This is a genomic window from Prevotella sp. CAG:255 (assembly GCF_000431195.1).
GTDB classification, from domain to species: Bacteria; Bacteroidota; Bacteroidia; order Bacteroidales; family Bacteroidaceae; genus Prevotella; species Prevotella rara.
Genome location: NZ_HF986797.1, coordinates 35,140 through 51,675 on the forward strand (window position 1 = coordinate 35,140; position 16,536 = coordinate 51,675).

16 protein-coding genes are annotated in these 16,536 nt (G+C 46.5%); 4 read left to right on the forward strand and 12 right to left on the reverse strand.

All coding sequences use genetic code 11. The features are described 5' to 3' along the window. The first annotated feature begins 512 nt into the window (after positions 1 to 512). Positions 513 to 2,063 carry an ATP-binding protein gene (locus QVO66_RS04580; RefSeq protein ID WP_021854237.1) on the forward strand — a complete coding sequence of 517 codons (1,551 nt, stop codon included), beginning with the start codon at positions 513 to 515 and terminating at the stop codon, positions 2,061 to 2,063. An 81-nt stretch (positions 2,064 to 2,144) separates the two neighbouring features. Here the strand turns inward: QVO66_RS04580 and QVO66_RS04585 are convergent, their stop codons facing one another. The 4 genes from QVO66_RS04585 to era form a co-directional block, all read right to left on the reverse strand. Further along, positions 2,145 to 3,110: a hypothetical protein gene (locus tag QVO66_RS04585; RefSeq protein WP_021854238.1), complete on the reverse strand. Its 966-nt coding sequence runs from the start codon at positions 3,108 to 3,110 to the stop codon at positions 2,145 to 2,147. A 129-nt stretch (positions 3,111 to 3,239) separates the two neighbouring features. Then, positions 3,240 to 3,659, reverse strand: coding sequence for a hypothetical protein (locus QVO66_RS04590; protein ID WP_021854239.1), 420 nt, complete (start codon positions 3,657 to 3,659; stop codon positions 3,240 to 3,242). A 44-nt stretch (positions 3,660 to 3,703) separates the two neighbouring features. Then, a complete protein-coding gene (gene der / locus QVO66_RS04595; RefSeq protein WP_021854240.1) occupies positions 3,704 to 5,017 on the reverse strand; it encodes a ribosome biogenesis GTPase Der in 1,314 nt (437 codons plus the stop codon). 212 nt (positions 5,018 to 5,229) lie between these two features. Beyond that, positions 5,230 to 6,111 (reverse strand): GTPase Era, encoded by an 882-nt coding sequence (gene era, locus QVO66_RS04600; RefSeq protein WP_021854241.1) that lies wholly within the window; start codon positions 6,109 to 6,111, stop codon positions 5,230 to 5,232. A 293-nt stretch (positions 6,112 to 6,404) separates the two neighbouring features. On the opposite strand from era, the gene QVO66_RS04605 reads away from it, so the two are divergent. Next, positions 6,405 to 6,905 carry a hypothetical protein gene (locus QVO66_RS04605; protein ID WP_021854242.1) on the forward strand — a complete coding sequence of 167 codons (501 nt, stop codon included), beginning with the start codon at positions 6,405 to 6,407 and terminating at the stop codon, positions 6,903 to 6,905. Between the two features lie 290 nt (positions 6,906 to 7,195). Continuing rightward, complete coding sequence (locus QVO66_RS04610) at positions 7,196 to 7,699, forward strand: hypothetical protein (protein WP_021854243.1); 504 nt, start codon at positions 7,196 to 7,198, stop codon at positions 7,697 to 7,699. A 212-nt stretch (positions 7,700 to 7,911) separates the two neighbouring features. Here the strand turns inward: QVO66_RS04610 and QVO66_RS04615 are convergent, their stop codons facing one another. From QVO66_RS04615 to QVO66_RS04645, 7 genes are all read right to left on the reverse strand, one after another. Beyond that, positions 7,912 to 8,610 carry an SIMPL domain-containing protein gene (locus tag QVO66_RS04615; protein ID WP_021854244.1) on the reverse strand — a complete coding sequence of 233 codons (699 nt, stop codon included), beginning with the start codon at positions 8,608 to 8,610 and terminating at the stop codon, positions 7,912 to 7,914. Between the two features lie 308 nt (positions 8,611 to 8,918). After that, positions 8,919 to 9,935 (reverse strand): beta-ketoacyl-ACP synthase III, encoded by a 1,017-nt coding sequence (locus tag QVO66_RS04620; RefSeq protein WP_021854245.1) that lies wholly within the window; start codon positions 9,933 to 9,935, stop codon positions 8,919 to 8,921. Next, a complete protein-coding gene (gene rpmF / locus QVO66_RS04625) occupies positions 9,935 to 10,120 on the reverse strand; it encodes a 50S ribosomal protein L32 (RefSeq protein ID WP_021854246.1) in 186 nt (61 codons plus the stop codon). The genes QVO66_RS04620 and rpmF overlap by 1 nt, the downstream gene beginning before the upstream one ends. 5 nt (positions 10,121 to 10,125) lie before the next feature. Next, positions 10,126 to 10,659: a YceD family protein gene (locus QVO66_RS04630; RefSeq protein WP_053399179.1), complete on the reverse strand. Its 534-nt coding sequence runs from the start codon at positions 10,657 to 10,659 to the stop codon at positions 10,126 to 10,128. 716 nt (positions 10,660 to 11,375) lie between these two features. Continuing rightward, positions 11,376 to 12,989: a M56 family metallopeptidase gene (locus QVO66_RS04635; protein ID WP_021854249.1), complete on the reverse strand. Its 1,614-nt coding sequence runs from the start codon at positions 12,987 to 12,989 to the stop codon at positions 11,376 to 11,378. A 43-nt stretch (positions 12,990 to 13,032) separates the two neighbouring features. Further along, positions 13,033 to 13,782 carry a TlpA family protein disulfide reductase gene (locus tag QVO66_RS04640; protein WP_021854250.1) on the reverse strand — a complete coding sequence of 250 codons (750 nt, stop codon included), beginning with the start codon at positions 13,780 to 13,782 and terminating at the stop codon, positions 13,033 to 13,035. Next, complete coding sequence (locus QVO66_RS04645; RefSeq protein ID WP_021854251.1) at positions 13,779 to 14,144, reverse strand: BlaI/MecI/CopY family transcriptional regulator; 366 nt, start codon at positions 14,142 to 14,144, stop codon at positions 13,779 to 13,781. Before QVO66_RS04645 ends, QVO66_RS04640 begins: the two co-directional genes overlap by 4 nt. Before the next feature lie 285 nt (positions 14,145 to 14,429). On the opposite strand from QVO66_RS04645, the gene QVO66_RS04650 reads away from it, so the two are divergent. Beyond that, on the forward strand, positions 14,430 to 15,599 hold the full coding sequence (locus QVO66_RS04650) for a sensor histidine kinase (protein ID WP_021854252.1): 1,170 nt from the start codon (positions 14,430 to 14,432) through the stop codon (positions 15,597 to 15,599). 407 nt (positions 15,600 to 16,006) lie between these two features. Here QVO66_RS04650 and QVO66_RS04655 read toward each other — a convergent pair whose 3' ends face one another. Further along, positions 16,007 to 16,384, reverse strand: a complete 378-nt coding sequence (locus QVO66_RS04655; RefSeq protein ID WP_021854253.1) for an STM3941 family protein — start codon at positions 16,382 to 16,384, stop codon at positions 16,007 to 16,009. Positions 16,385 to 16,536: the final 152 nt, after the last annotated feature.

Here is a 16,536-nt window from a genome sequence, read left to right on the forward strand (position 1 = left end):
TTACTCTATGGTTTACGGATAAAAAGTGGGCCGTTTACGAGTCGTAAACAGGCCACTAACAGTTTAAAATCAAAACAGCGTGATTATCTTAATAAACAGACGTTAAAACACAGTGCAAATTACCATCTAAAACATAAAACCGATTAAAAGTTACGATTTTCGGGTACTTTTTAACTTACTGTAAATATAATTCCACAAAATCTGATTAAAGTCCGCAAATACTTACATGCTTTTTTACCGGGTATTTATAAAAATCATACTTTTTCATCATATAATTCAAAGAATATAGGACGCGGCTCGGAATTGTCAAAACAAAAAACATCGGTTTTATTTTGACTTTTCACTCGCCTTCCACTATCTTTACATAAGATAGGAGGCGGCTCGGAATTGTCAAAACAAAAAACATCGGTTTTATTTTGACTTTTCACTCGCCTTTCACTATCTTTGCATAAGGCATGAAGGCTACACACTACAGACGGATGCCGCATGACGTAACAAAAATGAAGAGAGAAATGGAAAGACTTTATCCGATAGGCATACAAAACTTTGAAGACCTGAGACGCAACGGGTATATATATGTAGATAAGACGGCACTGATACACCGCCTTGTACGCACAGGCAAATATTATTTTCTCGGCCGCCCGCGACGCTTCGGAAAAAGTCTGATGATTTCTACTCTGGAGGCTTATTTCCAGGGAAAACGCGAACTGTTCAAGGGACTCGACATTGAGAAACTGGAAAAAGAATGGACAGTGAGACCTGTGCTGCACCTAGATCTGAACAGCCGTAACTATAATGGGATAGAATCTCTAAAAGCAATATTAAACCAGCATCTTGAAAAATGGGAAAAGATGTATGGATGTGAGAAACAAAACAGAGCACCTGAAGAGCGTTTTGCATATATAATTGAGCATGCGGCAAAACAGACCGGACAGAACGTGGCAATACTCATAGACGAATATGACAAGCCACTAATACAGGCCATCGGAAACGAAAAACTGCAAAATGAATACCGCAACACGCTTAAAGCATTCTACGGCAACCTGAAATCGTGCGACGGATATATCAAGTTTGCCATTCTTACAGGTGTAACCAGATTCAGCAGGGTAAGCATATTCAGCGACCTGAACAACCTGAACGACATAACAATGGACGACAATTATTCTGCCTTATGCGGAATAACCGAAAAGGAACTGAAGGGCAACTTTGAACCTGACATCAGGCAGCTGGCCGAAAAGATGAACATATCGTTCGACGAAACTTGCAACCGGCTGAAAAAACTTTATGACGGATATCATTTCACCGAAAACGGCGAAGGCATGTACAATCCGTTCAGCCTGCTGAACACATTCTACAGGATGGAACTCGACAACTACTGGTTTGCCACAGGAACCCCTACCCTGCTCGTAAAGATGCTGAAGCAGAACGACTATCGTCTGAGCAATCTTACAGAAGGCGTGCAGGCTTCGTCTTATGAGCTCAACGGAATGGAGAACACTGAAAACAATCCAGTGCCTATGTTCTTCCAGACCGGATATCTGACAATAAAAGACTACGACAAGGAGTTTAAGACATATACACTGGGATTTCCAAACGAGGAAGTTGAACACGGGTTTATCAACTTTCTCATGCCGAGCTATGTCAACATAAACGAACATGAGTCGGCTTTTCAGATAATGAACTTTGTAAAGGAGGTTAGAGCCGGAAAGATTGACGACTTCATGGCGCGCCTGCAAAGCTTCATGGCCGGCACGCCCTACGAACTGGCACGTCAGCAGGAACTTCACTATCAGAACGTGCTCTACATAATGTTCAGCCTGCTGGGCTTTTATACCGAAGCCGAATACCACACGTCGCAGGGAAGAATAGACATGGTGGTAAAAACAAAGGAATATATCTACGTCATGGAGTTTAAGCTTGAAGGCACTGCGGAAGAGGCCATAAAGCAAATCAACGAGAAACAATATGCAGCCCCGTTTGCATCAGACCCGAGAAAGCTGTACAAGATTGGCGTAAACTTCAGCCGCGAGACTAGGAATATAGAAAGGTGGATAGTGGAATAGCACTATCCTCAACAAGCAGGACATACAGCCAATATTGCTGAATGCGCAAACAGTAATATTGCTGTATGTAAACATTTCTTATTATCTTTGATAATTGATTTCCGGCGGTCCGAAAGGTATCGGTCCGGGCATCGGCGTAAACTCAGGCATAATCATCGGACCTTGCTTCTTGTTGTTCTTAAACACAGCCTCATCAAGCACTTCTTTTACCAGCCAACCCACAGGCAGTTCAAGCGTAAACTTTTCGCTGAATTTTATCTTAGGCGTTATTATCGGCGACGTAACCCATCGTCCGGCAAACGAGTCATAATATCGCTCAACACCCACATCCATGCCGAACGTTTCGCCCATTAAGCTCAAGAAACCTCCGTAACCGCTCGAACCCATATAAGGCATGGCTCCCATCGTGTAGTATGACTGCCCGGTATAATAACGGCCAAATATGGTGGCCGAGACGTTTTCGTTGAAGTTATAGGTAACAGAGCCCCTGAAGCCAAACATGGTGTTCATGTTGCGCCACATAGAATAGCGGTCGGCCGAAACGCCTCCGGCAAAGGTGAAGTTGCCGACATTCTGCACCGCGCTGAACGACACGTTCTGGTTAGACATCAGGGCTGGCATGGTGGTGCGCGAACCGGAACCAATAAGATAGCCGTTCTTCCATGAAGTGACGACACCGCTGCGGCTGAAGTCGTAAGCGTAAGGCGATGCAGTAAACTTCGGTTCGGGCATGCCGTAAAGCATTATGCGCTCTATACTGTCAACATGAAACTTTGGTTTGGGAGGCAGAACCGACGACATCATCCTGCTGAATGTGCTATTCGTAAAACGGCTTTCGGGCAAAGGCGCCGAAAACTCAGGCGAATAGGCATCATGCATAAGCTTATCCTGAAATGCTGACGGCACGGAATCAGTAATGTCATTGCCGCCGTCGTTGATTTTAGAACTGCCGAAAGGCTCTTGGGCAAAGACCGGAAAGACGAAGGACAACAGGCATACAAGGGCCATTGTTCTTCTGCGGACAAACTGACTGATATTAAATTCCATACCGCAAAATAATTTAATTACCATGACGGTTGTTCAACTTTTGACAAGCTGCTGCATCCGCAACCGACAGCACAACGTACAGCCCGCAGACAGGGCCAAGGACTTAGCCGAAACAACGTCTAAAATGCCCTATCGCATAAGCCAACGATTCTTATGGAAAACCATTGGTACGACAACTTCCTCGTTAAGGCTGTCGCCGAAACAGAACACAAGGAAGGCTTCGGCTGCATGGACAGACTTTTCTGTCTTTTCAATATGGATTGTGTCGTTGACACAGTTCATTATCCTGACTTCGCGTATGCCGTGATGCTCCTCTTTGACACGTTCAACAAACATCTTAGCATTAGCCTCGAGCTCTTCGCGATAGCCGTCGGGGATGGTGTCGGCAAGATACATGCCGCGAACAAAATATGCATAATTTCCAGCCAGCAACGAGTCGTAATACTCCTTTGCGGCCTTGGCTGCAGCGATATCGTTTTTATGTTCTTCGCTGCACGCAAAGAACATAAAAACGCAAAAAGTGAATATGACGAAAAATATTTTTCTCATTTAATTATATTAGCATCTATAAAACATGGCCAACGCGCCACAAGTTATTTTTGCCTGATAAAGATGTTTATAGGCGAGCCTGTGAGAGTCCAGTTCTCGCGAATCTTGTTCTCGAGGAAACGTCTGTAAGGCTCCTTGATGTATTGCGGCAGATTGGCGTAGAACACGAACGAAGGTATCTGCGTGTTGGGCAACTGCGAGCAATACTTTATCTTGATATACTTGCCCTTTATCGATGGTGGCGGATAAGCCTCAATCAGCGGCAGCATAACCTCGTTGAGCTTGGTGGTTCCGATCTTGGCCTTGCGGTTGAGATAAACCTGCTTGGCTGTTTCGAGCACCTTGAATATGCGCTGCTTTGTAAGTGCCGAGGCAAAGATTATGGGGAAGTCGGTGAACGGAGCCATGCGGTTGCGTATGGCAGTAACGAAGGTGTCGATGACCTTCTGGTCCTTGTTCTCTACCAAATCCCACTTATTCACCACAACCACGAGCGACTTGTTGTTCTTCTGTATAAGCTGGAAGATGTTCATGTCCTGTGCCTCGATGCCTCGTGTAGCGTCGATCATAAGTATGCAGACGTCCGAGTTTTCGATGGCGCGGATAGAACGCATCACGCTGTAGAACTCAAGATCTTCAGTAACCTTGTTCTTACGGCGTATTCCGGCTGTGTCGACCAGGTAGAAATCGAAGCCGAACTTGTCGTAGCGCGTATAGATACTGTCGCGCGTAGTGCCGGCTATCTCGGTTACGATGTTGCGGTCTTCGCCGATAAAGGCGTTGATGATGCTGCTCTTGCCGGCGTTAGGACGGCCGACAACGGCAAAGCGAGGAATGCCGTCTTCGAGCAGTTCGCCGCTGTCGCTCTTGAACTTTGTAAGCATGAGGTCGAGCAGATCGCCCGTGCCGCTGCCCGTGGCGCTGCTTATGCACTGCGGATCGCCAAGTCCGAGCTTATAGAACTCAGCAGCACTATACTGCAGGTCGTTGTTGTCAACCTTATTGACCACCACGATAACCGGCAGCTTTGTACGACGCAGGATGGCAGCCACGTCCTCGTCCCAGTCGGTCAGACCGGTTGTAACGTCAACCAGGAAGAGCACCAGGTCGGCCTCTTCGGTGGCTATAATCACCTGCTTGCGTATTTCTTCTTCAAAGATGTCATCCGACTTTACCACCCATCCTCCGGTGTCGACAACGGAAAACTCCTTTCCGTTCCACTCGCACTTGCCGTACTGACGGTCGCGTGTGGTGCCGGCGGTGTCGCTGACGATAGCACGACGCGACTTTGTGAGTCGGTTAAAAAGCGTAGACTTACCTACATTAGGGCGTCCTACTATTGCTACTAAATTTGCCATTTGTCATTTGTTTTAGAGAGATCAAGCCTGCCGGGATTCATCCTTGATACGCATACCGGACGCTGAGTCCTGCCGCACGACGGCCGAAACGGAGGCCAACACATCTCCCTCTGGTTTATATTTATTATAGCTTCACTCTTTATCTGTTTATTCAAAGCATGCAGAATGCCTTATGTGTGCATGCCGCAAAAGCCCGAAACAGGCATCAGGAATTACTCCGGATTGTAGCCAAAGTTGTCAAGCTCTTTCTTAGAGCTGCGCCAGTCTTTGTCAACCTTGACGAACATCTCGAGGTAGATGCTCTTGCCGAAGAACTTCTCGAGAGTTTTGCGTGCCTCGGTGCTCATCTTCTTCAGAGCCACGCCCTGATGTCCGATGATGATGCCTTTCTGCGAATCGCGCTCAACATATATTACCGCACGTATGTGTATGTGGCGCTCGTCTTCCTTGAACGACTGCACGCTGACCTCAACAGAGTAAGGTATCTCCTTGTCGTAATAGAGCAGAATCTTCTCGCGTATTATCTCGCTCACAAAGAAACGGGCCGGCTTGTCGGTGAGCTGGTCTTTGTCGAAATAAGGCGGCGAGTCGGGCAGCAGCTCCTTAATGCGCTTCAACAGCATGTCGATGCCAAACTTATTCTTGGCCGATATGGGCAGAATCTCAGCCTCGGGCAGCAGCTTATGCCACAGCTCAACCAGGTCGCCGAGCTTCTGCTGGTCGCTCTCGTCAATCTTGTTGATAAGCAGGAGCACCGGAATAGTCATCTTGCGCACCTTCTCGAGGAAGTCCATGTTCTTTTCGGGGTTCTCCACCACGTCGGTTACATAGAGCAGCACGTCGGCATCTTTAAGTGCCGACTCAGAGAAAGCCAGCATCGACTCCTGCAGCTTATAGTTTGGCTTGAGCACTCCCGGGGTGTCGGAGAACACAATCTGCATGTCGTCCGTGTTGACGATGCCCATTATACGGTGGCGCGTGGTCTGCGCCTTGAATGTGGCAATGCTTATGCGCTCGCCTACAAGCTGATTCATCAGCGTCGACTTGCCCACGTTAGGATTACCTACAATGTTTACAAATCCTGCCTTGTGCATCTGTATTTTTATTTTGCTTGAATAAAAGATTATAATCTAAGTCTGCAAATATACGAAAAATTTTCAGCACAACCAACTAAGCAGGTTGCATGTGGCAAGAAATCAAGATAAAAGATGTTAAACTGACACTTGGAACACGCCGCCATACACCAACCGGAGAATGCGTCCGAAGCCTGCATTAATCGCCACATTATCAGGACGTTAAGCAATCCGCATGTCAATATATTCGATAACACAATAAAGTCACGGAAGGCACGTTATAACAACAGTAAATTAAACTAAAAAATATTATTATGGTCAAGAATTTTTTCATCTTTCTTACTGCGGCCATCGGCCTTTGTTCATGCGATTCGCCTGACGCGCATCTTATTGTAACCGAAGCCGACAAAGCAACCAAAGAGCTTAACGAAAAGTATTTCGACATCACTTGTGGCGAATGGTATAACGAGAAGTCTGACAGTTTGATGAAAATTTATGAATACATTAAGCTTGGAAAAGACAGAAAGAACGTACACATAACAAAAATCGTAACAAGAAAGATTGAAGAAATAAACGGCATTAAAACATACAGCAACTGGGAGATTTTCCAGAATGACACAACAACAGGAAATTGGGAACTTTGCTGCACCGACAGAGACAGCGAACTTACACAATGGATTGCTATTGAAATTGCCTATGAAAACGGAGCAATCAGAAGATTCGGCCATTTCTATTATGCCGATGCTAACGAGCTTCACACGGATATCTTCTATTTCGACAAAATGAAGCGAGGAAAAGCAGAGCCGAGCTTCTGACGAAATAAAAAAGACTTCGCAGGCAGATGTCCGGCGAAGTCTTTTGTTTATTTAAACCAACTCAATTTTTTAAGCTACAAGAACCTAAATTAAAATCACATTTCTCATACGATTTCACTGTTTAAGCCATACGGCGAAATTACATTCACGGCATGCACAACGCATCTGACTGCAACACCCTAATGACTTAAACACCGGCACATCACCTGCACTAATCCTTCAGCAAACAACACAATAAAGTAACGGAAGGCACGTTATAACAACAGTAAATTAAACTAAAAAATATTATTATGGTCAAGAATTTTTTCATCTTTCTTATTGTGGCCATCGGCCTTTGTTCATGCGATGGAGCAGAACCACACCTCATCATAACCGAAGCGAACAAAGCAACAAAAGAGCTTAACGAAAAGTATTTCGACATTACTTGTGGCGAATGGTATAACGAGGTGTCTGACAGTACAGGAAAAATTTACGAATATATCTATCTCGGAAAAGACAGAAAGAACGTACATATAACAAAGATTGTGACAAGAGAAATTGTAAAAATCAACGGAAAAGACACCTACACTGATTGGCGAATACTAAAAAACGATACGACCAAAGGAGACTGGAAATTGTACTGCACAGAAGAAAACGGAAATCTGACACCATATATCGAAATAGAAATATACTATGGCAACAACTGCGCAAACGGAAGGATCGGCCACTTTTACCATGCCGACGCAAACGAACTTCATGCAGACGTGTTCTATTTCGACAAAATGAAACGCGGAAAAGCAGAGCCGAGCTTCTGACGAAATAAAAAAGACTTCGCAGGCAGATGTCCGGCGAAGTCTTTTGTTTATTTAAACCAACTCAATTTTTTAAGCTACAAGAACCTAAATTAAAATCACATTTCTCATACGATTTCACTGTTTAAGCCATACGGCGAAATTACATCCACGGCATGCACAACGCATCTGACTGCAACGCCCTAATGACTTAAACACCGGCGCATCGCCCCGCGCTAATCCTTCAGCGAATACGTAACCGTGGTAACCACACGCACCTTCTTTATATAAGGCGTGTTGCTGTCGCGGTCGTCTATAGAGAACTGTCCCTGGTCGGCGGTCATAATCTTGTCGAGTTTGCTGTTGCTGTTTTCGGCAAACTGTGCCGCCGTCTGCTCTGCATTCTTTATAGCCTCCTGCATCATCTTAGGCTTCATCTGCTGGAACGAAACATACTCATAAGACACTCCGCTGCCATATCCGCCGTCGACAACGGCCACGCCCTGCTTAAGCAGTTCGCCCTGACGTGCAATGATGCTTCTTACGAGCTTCACGTTGCGCGACGTAACGGTAACCGTTGACGTTATGTTGTAACGGTAGTTGCGCTTTGCCATGCTGTACTGGTCGGCATTAAGGTCGATCACCACGGGGGCGTTGACGCTGATTTCGCTCTCCTTGATGCCGTTCTGCGTCAGAAAGCTCTTCACCTTGGCCGTGGTAGCGTTTATGCGCGTGTATAGCTCCGGCAGGTTGTCGCCCAGCTCCTTTGTAAGTATCGGCCATGTAACCTTGTCGGCCGCCACCTCCTTCTCGGCAAGTCCCTTCACTGTAACCTTGCGGTCTTTGTTGGTAAAATTGTCGAAACCCGACTTGATGCAGAGGCCCAATATAACGATGCCTGCCGCAATGATTGCTGATTCCCATATTCTGTTCATAGCCTATAAATGTTAAGATTTACGCCATAAATGTACGAAGTTTTTCGACATGTTGCTCTCCTTGGGCCACTTTTTACCTTATGTTAACCTTTCGGACCATACCGGCAACAATATTTACGAAACTTCGGAGTAAAAACATTCAATATGAAAGAATACTGACGGCACGCACGACATCCATGCCCAAGGACAAGCCATGCCCGTGCGCACGCCACTGAATGACGCCGCGCACGGGCATGGCACAAAAAAAGAAACGCACCTGCCATATAAGGGCAGATGCGTCGTCTTTTTATCTGATATTATCTTTCTGTCTATTTTCCGACAAAGTCTGATCCGTCGTAAGCCCACTTGTAGTAAGAAGCTCCGTGAACGAATCCGGCGCCGAATGCCGTCATGATGAGGTTGTCGCCCTTCTTGAGCAGATGCTCGTTCTCCCAGATTGCGAGCGGAATAGTAGCCGCACTGGTGTTACCGAAGTGCTCAATGTTGACCATAACCTGCTCCATGGGCAGCTCAAGACGCTTGGCCACAGCCTCGATGATGCGGATGTTGGCCTGATGAGGAACCACAAAGCGGATGTTGTCCTTGTTGAGGTTGTTGCGCTCTGCTATAAGTGCGCAGTCGTCGCTCATGCTTGTAACGGCATAGCGGAACACTGTGCGTCCCTCCTGATAGAGGTAATGCAGACGGTGGTCGACCGTGAAGTGTGACGGAGGACATACCGAACCGCCGGCCTTAAGATGGAGGAAGGGAAGTCCCTTTCCGTCGGCACGGAAGTAAGAGTCCATCGCACCGATGTTCTGCTCAGTTGTGCCTTCTACGAGAACCGCTGCCGCACCGTCGCCGAAGAGAGGGCATGTGCTGCGGTCTTTATAGTCGACAACTGACGACATCTTGTCGGCTCCGATTACTATTATCCTCTTGTAGCGTCCGCTCTGTATCATCGACGTTGCCACGTCGAACGAATAGAGGAAGCCGCAACAAGCAGCCCAAAAGTCGAAAGCAAACGCGTTTTTCAGTCCCAGCTTGCCTATAACGATAGATGCTGTTGACGGAAAAGCATAATCGGCTGTCGAGGTGGAAACGATGACAGCATCGATGGTATCGGGGTCGACGCCCGTTTTCTTAAGGAGCTGCTTTGCAGCCTTGCGCGCCATGTATGACGTGCCGAGGCCTTCCTCGGTGAGGATGCGGCGCTCCTTGATGCCGACACGCGTCATAATCCACTCATCGTTGGTGTCTACCATTCTTGACAGTTCCTCATTGTTGAGGACATAGTCAGGAACGTAACCGCCGATTCCTGTGATTATTGCGTTTATTTTCTCCATTATTCAGCTGTTTCCTTTACAATAGCGATCTTACCTCTGTAGTAACCGCATGTCGGGCAAACTGTGTGATAAATATGATAAGCGCCGCAGTTAGGGCATACTGCCAGTGTAGGAGCTACAGCCTTGTCATGAGTTCTTCTTTTAAGTGTACGTGTCTTTGACTGTCTTCTTTTAGGATGTGCCATTTTCTTTAATCTTTAATTATTGTTTTTAATTTTTCTAATTCACTCCAACGCGGGTCCACGGGCTTCTCCTCATCGCCATCACTGCTTCGGGCAGCTGAATGCTCTTCGAGAGCTTTTATCATCGCAGGGTTGCATTTTCCAGGTGCATGCACATGCTTAATGGGTATGCTGAGGGCTATGAACTCGTATATAAACCATGAAACGTCGAGCCGGCCTTCGTCGCGCTCTACCGTTATGAGGTCGTCGTCTTCTGAATATTCTTCTCCAAACTTAACCGTCAGCCTGTTGTCAGAGCTTACGGGCTGCTCCATGTCGTCGAGACAGATGTCGCACGGAACATTGACTGTGCCTTCTGAGTGGAAGTTGAGCTCGAAATACTCTGACGTGCGCTGAACTCTCAGCTCCACCTCTACCGCTCCGCTCCTTACCTCAGGACCGTCTACAGCCTCAAAATAAGCATTGTCGAGGTCGTACTTAAAGATGGTTTCGCCCTCCTTAAGACCTTTCAAATCAATTTTAAAAGACTCTAAACTGCACATTTTTTGATGAATAAAATAAATGACTTCATGCGCACGGAATTACAGCAGCACCCCGGGTGCTTCTTCCACACGCATCGCCTTTGGGCTGCAAAGTTACAAATTATTTTTTATTCTTGTATTACAAATGCCGAAAATTTCATGTATTTATAGACTAAAGTGGCATTGTTTCACCATGTTGCAGCATTTATCTGCTGTTTAGGAGCATGTTAAAAGTATTGACAAATGGCACGTGCCGCATAATTATATGCCGCAAATGCCTACTGCCGGTGCGTGCATATGCCTTAAAATATGGCTGCGCAGGCACGGCAGACATATACCAAACGCCTAAACGGCACATAGGCTGCGCGGCACGGCTTACAGCTCACGGCGCACACGGAAGGCACTTAATACGGCTCCGGCATTCATAAATTTCACACCGGGCATGCGCCCGTTTACGGCGTCCCGGCTACCATTTGGCAGGCTGTTTCAGCCGTCCGTGTAACGCATTGTGTATCAATGCGTTGCAAAAGGCCGTCTTTTACGTTCTAAAACATGGTCTTTTACATGCTGAAAGGTGGCCTTTCGCAACGCAAAAGGCCACCTTTTGAAAACCAGCAGGCATCCATCGCCCTGTCTGTTGGCTCTGCACGCCGTTATGAGCCTGTGGCGTGAGGCAACAAAAGTATATCTTAGCGATGCCGGCCGGAACATGCCCGGGCGGCCGATGCATCTTCATCTTATTTCTTGGTGCTTACCACAATGGCGCCGTTCTTGGCCTGTTCGCCAAATTTTTCAACGGCAGACTCGCCTTTAAACACCTCTATGCTATTTATTTTATCTGCGCTTATCTTTTTCAGTTCGGCGGCACTGACGTGCACACCGTCTACGACATAATATACATCATCGCTAAAAGCAATATTGCTGCCGGCGGCTTTCTGGCTTTCGCTGTCAGGTCCGCCGTCCATGCGGAAGTTCACGGGCAAGGTGTAACGCACGTTTACTGCCTCGCCGCGCTGATAGCCCGGCACCCATTTTGGCATGGCGGCAACCACTCTGACAGCCTCGGCGTCGAGCTCCGGACTGATGTTTCTTATTGGCTTGACATCTCTAACGGTGCCGTCCTTGCCTACAACAAACTGCACTATCACCTTGCCTTGTATGCCGGCCTTGGCGGCTTCGGCAGGGTATTTTATGTTATCACGCAAGTATGCCATAAGGGCATTAGTTCCGCCGGGATAGCGCGGCTGCTCCTCGACAACGTCGAACACACGGCCGTCATCTTTTGAGTTGCCTGCAGAAACGCCGGCCACACGCCCCCTGAGGCTGTCGGCGGCAGCAGTCTCCGGCGCAGCGGCTTCAGCCGGCATGCCTGCGGCGCCGGCCTCGCCAGTGCTCATGACCAGATGCTCGGCCGTGCCCGGCATGCTTCTAACAACAGAATTTACGAGAGCATTGCTGTCGTGCTCTATCTCCTTACTCAAGCTTTCGGCCTTCGGCGTGGCAAAAGCCACTACGGCAACGGCCGCAACGGGAACGGTAAGCAATATCTTGGCGCGGTTCCACGGGTTAGACTTTTTAATCAGCATCATAGTTATTCGTTTTTTTAGTGAGTTATGATTTAGATTGTTTGCCATACTGAATAGCCGCTCGCCCACGGCCTTGCGTATCAGAAGGAGCTGATATTCGGATGCGTCGGCACCGCTCTGTATCACGGCCTCGTCGGCCTCATACTCATGTATGTTCTGCAGCTCGCGGCGCAGCAGCCATGCGGCGGGATTAAACCACTGGAATATCAGCAGCATGTTGCACAGCATTATGTCGAGCGAGTGGCGGTGCGCTATGTGTGCCTTTTCGTGTATTAGTATTTCGCTGCGGCCGCTTTCATAGTCGCTCCTGCTTATCACGATGTTGTTAAACCAGCTGAACGGCGCCACGTCATCATCAATCACTACTATCTTTATGCCGTCGGCGGTTGTAACAGAGTATTTTCCCGAGATAAGCCTATGCAGCCTTACGAGCGAGCATATCTCGCCTACAAGGAACAAGGCCACACCTATTATATATATGGCGAAGAGCACCTGTATGAGCGTCGGGCCCGAGGGCGCAGGGCCGTCGTCTACAACGCCCATGGCCAACAGCTGCTCTATCTGCACCATTCCGTCGTAAGCCACGGTTGGCTCGTCCACAGATATGTTCACAAACGGCAGCACGAGCGACAGCAGCATGAGCAGCAACAGCGTGGCGCGGTTGAACGCATGAAACGTGTCGCGGCTGAGCAGCAGTTTGTAAAACAGGTAGAAAGCCGCCAGGCATATCGCCACCTTTATCGAATATATGAAAAACATTCCCATGGCATTATCGTTTTTTATCCGTATTTTTATCCTCAAACCGGTCTCAGCGCACGGCCGAAACTTCCTTTATAGCCTCAAGCATGTCGTGGCGTTTCTGGCCGTTGGTTCCTATGACCAGCTTGCGCACCACTCCGTCCTTGTCTATCAGCACCGTCGTAGGCGTCTGCTGCACCATGAACATCTCCCAAAGTGTCCTGTCGCCGGCTACTTGCGTGAACCTGAAGTTCTGCCGTTCTACGATGTCTTTTATTTCTTCAAACGAATTATACGTAACGGCAAGGAAGTTTACATCAGGACATACGTCTTTCCATTTGCTTATCTCAGGCATCTCCCTTATGCACGGGCCGCAGCCTGTGTACCAGAAGTTGAGCACCAGCGCGCGGCCTCTGGTTGATGCGTTGTCCCACACACGACCGTCGACATCCTTCACGCTGAACTGCCCTATCGTGTCGCCTTCGGCAATTCTGGTCTTCTTCGGCACATTGTAAACCATCTTCATTGCCATAGATTCTCTTACCTGTGCCTGCTCAATCCAGTAGTCGGCGTTGGGCACATCTTCCTTCTTCACGGCATAGCGCTTAGATTCGTCACTTAGCTTGACGCCCTTTATCGCCATGATTTTGTTGCCGTCCTGGTCCGACAGGATTATTACACCAACCTGTTTTCCGTCAACATCCGACGGCATTTCGTTAAAGAAGCAGCCGTCTATGAGAAGTTTCGGCAGTTTTCCGTCGGCAAAAGAGGTTGCAGAAATACACAGGGCGAGCAACAATGTCAGCAGCAGTTTCTTCATTTTTTGTTCTCCTCAACCTTTTTTATGAGGTCTTTCAGCTCGTCGAGCGATATTTTCTCTTCGCTCACAAGTGTAGACACCACTCCAAGATACGACTTGCCGAAGAACTTGTTGACAACGTTATTAAGCGAACCGCGCTTGTAGCCTTCGCGCGATATCTTCGGGAAATAGGCGTATGTGCGTGTCTTCAGGTTGCGGTGCGACAGGAAGCCTTTGTCTTCCAGTATATGCACAAGTGTTGAAAGCGTGTTTACATGCGGCTTCGGATCGTCATACAAAGCCTGCAGCTCGCGTATCTGCATCTCGCCCTTGTCCCAATAGTGGTTCATTATCTCTTCTTCTTTGTTTGTCAATGATTTCATAGCTATTTGTTTTTTGTTTACCGCAAAGTAACTAAATAGATTAGTTATACGCAAAAATATGCGTGTTAATAAAATTAAAACGGACGCACTTTTAACTAAACAGCTTAGTTTATTAACAAAGTAAACGGTCTATTTAACTAAACAGAATAGTTTAAACATGCGTTCCGCCCAATCCTTTTTTTTCAGCTGAATCATGCTGCATGCTCAATGCCGATGCGCAGCCTGTGGCATCATTTTAATGCGCGCGCAAACAATATTATTATTTTTAAGGCGTTATAAAACTGTATGCAGTGGACAGACCGAATAAGACAGGTGAAGATAATACTCGTGCTGGCGGCCATAATTATTGCCGTTGCTTCTCTTATTGTGTCCAATAATCTTGTAAAGAAGCTTGCCGACGAAGAACACAACAAGATGGAGGTATGGGCTGAAGCCATGCGCTCGCTTAACAAGGCAGACGAAAACACTGATCTTAATCTTGTCCTTAAGGTCATAAACGAAAACAACACCATACCGGTAATTGTTACCGACTCGAAACGCAACGTGCAGATTTACCGCAACGTCAACCTTAAAGGCGTAAACTATGAGGACAGCCTGAAAAATGCCGGAAGCATAAGCGAAAAATTGCTTAACGAAGGAAAATTCATCAGGATTTATCTCGACGACAGCCTTAAGAATGATTATATCAACGTGTGCTACGACGATTCTGTCATCCTGAAACGCCTGTCTACGTATCCTTACATCCAGCTTGGAGTTGTCATGCTGTTTGTAGTTGTTGCGATATTCGCACTGCTTACATCCAAAAAGGCAGAGCAAAACAAGGTGTGGGTAGGTCTGTCCAAGGAAACAGCCCACCAGCTCGGCACGCCTATTTCGAGCCTTATGGCATGGACAGAGATATTAAAGGAGAATTATCCTGACGACGAGCTGATACCCGAAATGGATAAAGACGTCAAGAGACTTGAACTTATAGCCGAGCGTTTCTCAAAGATTGGTTCACTGCCTGAGCCTGTTCCTTCAAGCCTTATGGACGTCATGACTCATGTAATCGACTACATGGACCGGCGTACTTCGTCAAAGGTAACCTTCATAAAAGAGTTTCCCGAAAACGACATAACAGTAAGAATAAACAGTTCGCTCTTCGAATGGGTAATCGAAAATTTGTGTAAAAACGCTGTAGATGCAATGGAAGGATGCGGCACAATAACGCTTCATGTCGAGGAAACGGCATCGAGAGTAATCATTGAAGTTACTGACACAGGCAAAGGTATAAAGAAAAAGAACATAAGAAATGTTTTCAAACCTGGCTTTACAACTAAAAAACGCGGCTGGGGCCTGGGACTGTCGTTGGCAAAACGAATCGTTGAGGAATATCATAAAGGCCGCATATTCGTGAAAAACTCGGAAATAGGCAAAGGCACAACATTCAGAATTGAACTGACAAAGCGTGCATGAGAGCGTTTTTAGAGCAATTTCGGTAAGGAACAATAGTTCCGTTCCACATATCCCGTTTCGATGCACAATTAGCCGGCGAAAATAAAAGTCTATTCTCATTATGTTCAAGTTTGCCTTTCATCAGACAACTTCTGTCTTTTCAGGCGTTCATTCAACAGATGGCAAATATCATCTCAATTCATTCTAAGATTAGCCGGCGAAAATAAAAGTCTATTCTCATTATGTTCAAGTTTGCCTTTCATCAGACATCTTCTGTCCGTTCAGGCGTTCATTCTACAGGTGGCAAATACCATCTCTATTCATTCTAAGGTTAGAGACATAAATAGTTTCCATAGCTCCTGTTACATAGAAATTAAATGCCATCAACTTTTTGACTATACCTGAAGTGGTTCTAGATTTCATTTTCTTCAAAAAAATGGGTCCTTGTAGTCAATGGCTATTTGCATGGTACTATTTATTTTAATTAATCTGAAACATTTTACATCTGCAAAATATATTGTATTATATGCTGCCGTAAATTGCACGTATTGCTCCACACTGTCATCATAGATAATTAAATATGGTATGCGTTTTATGGTATTATAAAGAGTGGTGACACCCAAGAACAATCCACCACCTCCCCAAAATATCACACTAAGCCAGCACACTATAAATTTAATCACAAACCTGCAAGATTCATCCTCGTCAATTATCATATATACTCCACCTACAACAAAAAGCATGCAGCATAGAAACAACAACAGATTTTTCCTGCAACTTTGGTATATTTTAATTTCAGTTTCCATAATTTATCTGATATTTCATTCGAAATAACGGACTCCATTACTTATCATTCCCATCCGTCCCATAAGTCACATTAGCCTTATTAGTCTCATAAGTCCCATACGCCATGTGGCCAAACAAAAAAAGAGTCCCCGACATCATAACTGACGTCAGG

Bases quoted from the DNA above. Each gene is read 5' to 3' on its own strand.
- QVO66_RS04580 (WP_021854237.1), top strand. From the start codon at position 513: ATGGAAAGACTTTATCCGATAGGCATACAAAACTTTGAAGACCTGAGA.
- QVO66_RS04585 (WP_021854238.1), bottom strand. From the start codon at position 3,110: ATGGAATTTAATATCAGTCAGTTTGTCCGCAGAAGAACAATGGCCCTT.
- QVO66_RS04590 (WP_021854239.1), bottom strand. From the start codon at position 3,659: ATGAGAAAAATATTTTTCGTCATATTCACTTTTTGCGTTTTTATGTTC.
- der (WP_021854240.1), bottom strand. From the start codon at position 5,017: ATGGCAAATTTAGTAGCAATAGTAGGACGCCCTAATGTAGGTAAGTCT.
- era (WP_021854241.1), bottom strand. From the start codon at position 6,111: ATGCACAAGGCAGGATTTGTAAACATTGTAGGTAATCCTAACGTGGGC.
- QVO66_RS04605 (WP_021854242.1), top strand. From the start codon at position 6,405: ATGGTCAAGAATTTTTTCATCTTTCTTACTGCGGCCATCGGCCTTTGT.
- QVO66_RS04610 (WP_021854243.1), top strand. From the start codon at position 7,196: ATGGTCAAGAATTTTTTCATCTTTCTTATTGTGGCCATCGGCCTTTGT.
- QVO66_RS04615 (WP_021854244.1), bottom strand. From the start codon at position 8,610: ATGAACAGAATATGGGAATCAGCAATCATTGCGGCAGGCATCGTTATA.
- QVO66_RS04620 (WP_021854245.1), bottom strand. From the start codon at position 9,935: ATGGAGAAAATAAACGCAATAATCACAGGAATCGGCGGTTACGTTCCT.
- rpmF (WP_021854246.1), bottom strand. From the start codon at position 10,120: ATGGCACATCCTAAAAGAAGACAGTCAAAGACACGTACACTTAAAAGA.
- QVO66_RS04630 (WP_053399179.1), bottom strand. From the start codon at position 10,659: ATGTGCAGTTTAGAGTCTTTTAAAATTGATTTGAAAGGTCTTAAGGAG.
- QVO66_RS04635 (WP_021854249.1), bottom strand. From the start codon at position 12,989: ATGGGAATGTTTTTCATATATTCGATAAAGGTGGCGATATGCCTGGCG.
- QVO66_RS04640 (WP_021854250.1), bottom strand. From the start codon at position 13,782: ATGAAGAAACTGCTGCTGACATTGTTGCTCGCCCTGTGTATTTCTGCA.
- QVO66_RS04645 (WP_021854251.1), bottom strand. From the start codon at position 14,144: ATGAAATCATTGACAAACAAAGAAGAAGAGATAATGAACCACTATTGG.
- QVO66_RS04650 (WP_021854252.1), top strand. From the start codon at position 14,430: ATGCAGTGGACAGACCGAATAAGACAGGTGAAGATAATACTCGTGCTG.
- QVO66_RS04655 (WP_021854253.1), bottom strand. From the start codon at position 16,384: ATGGAAACTGAAATTAAAATATACCAAAGTTGCAGGAAAAATCTGTTG.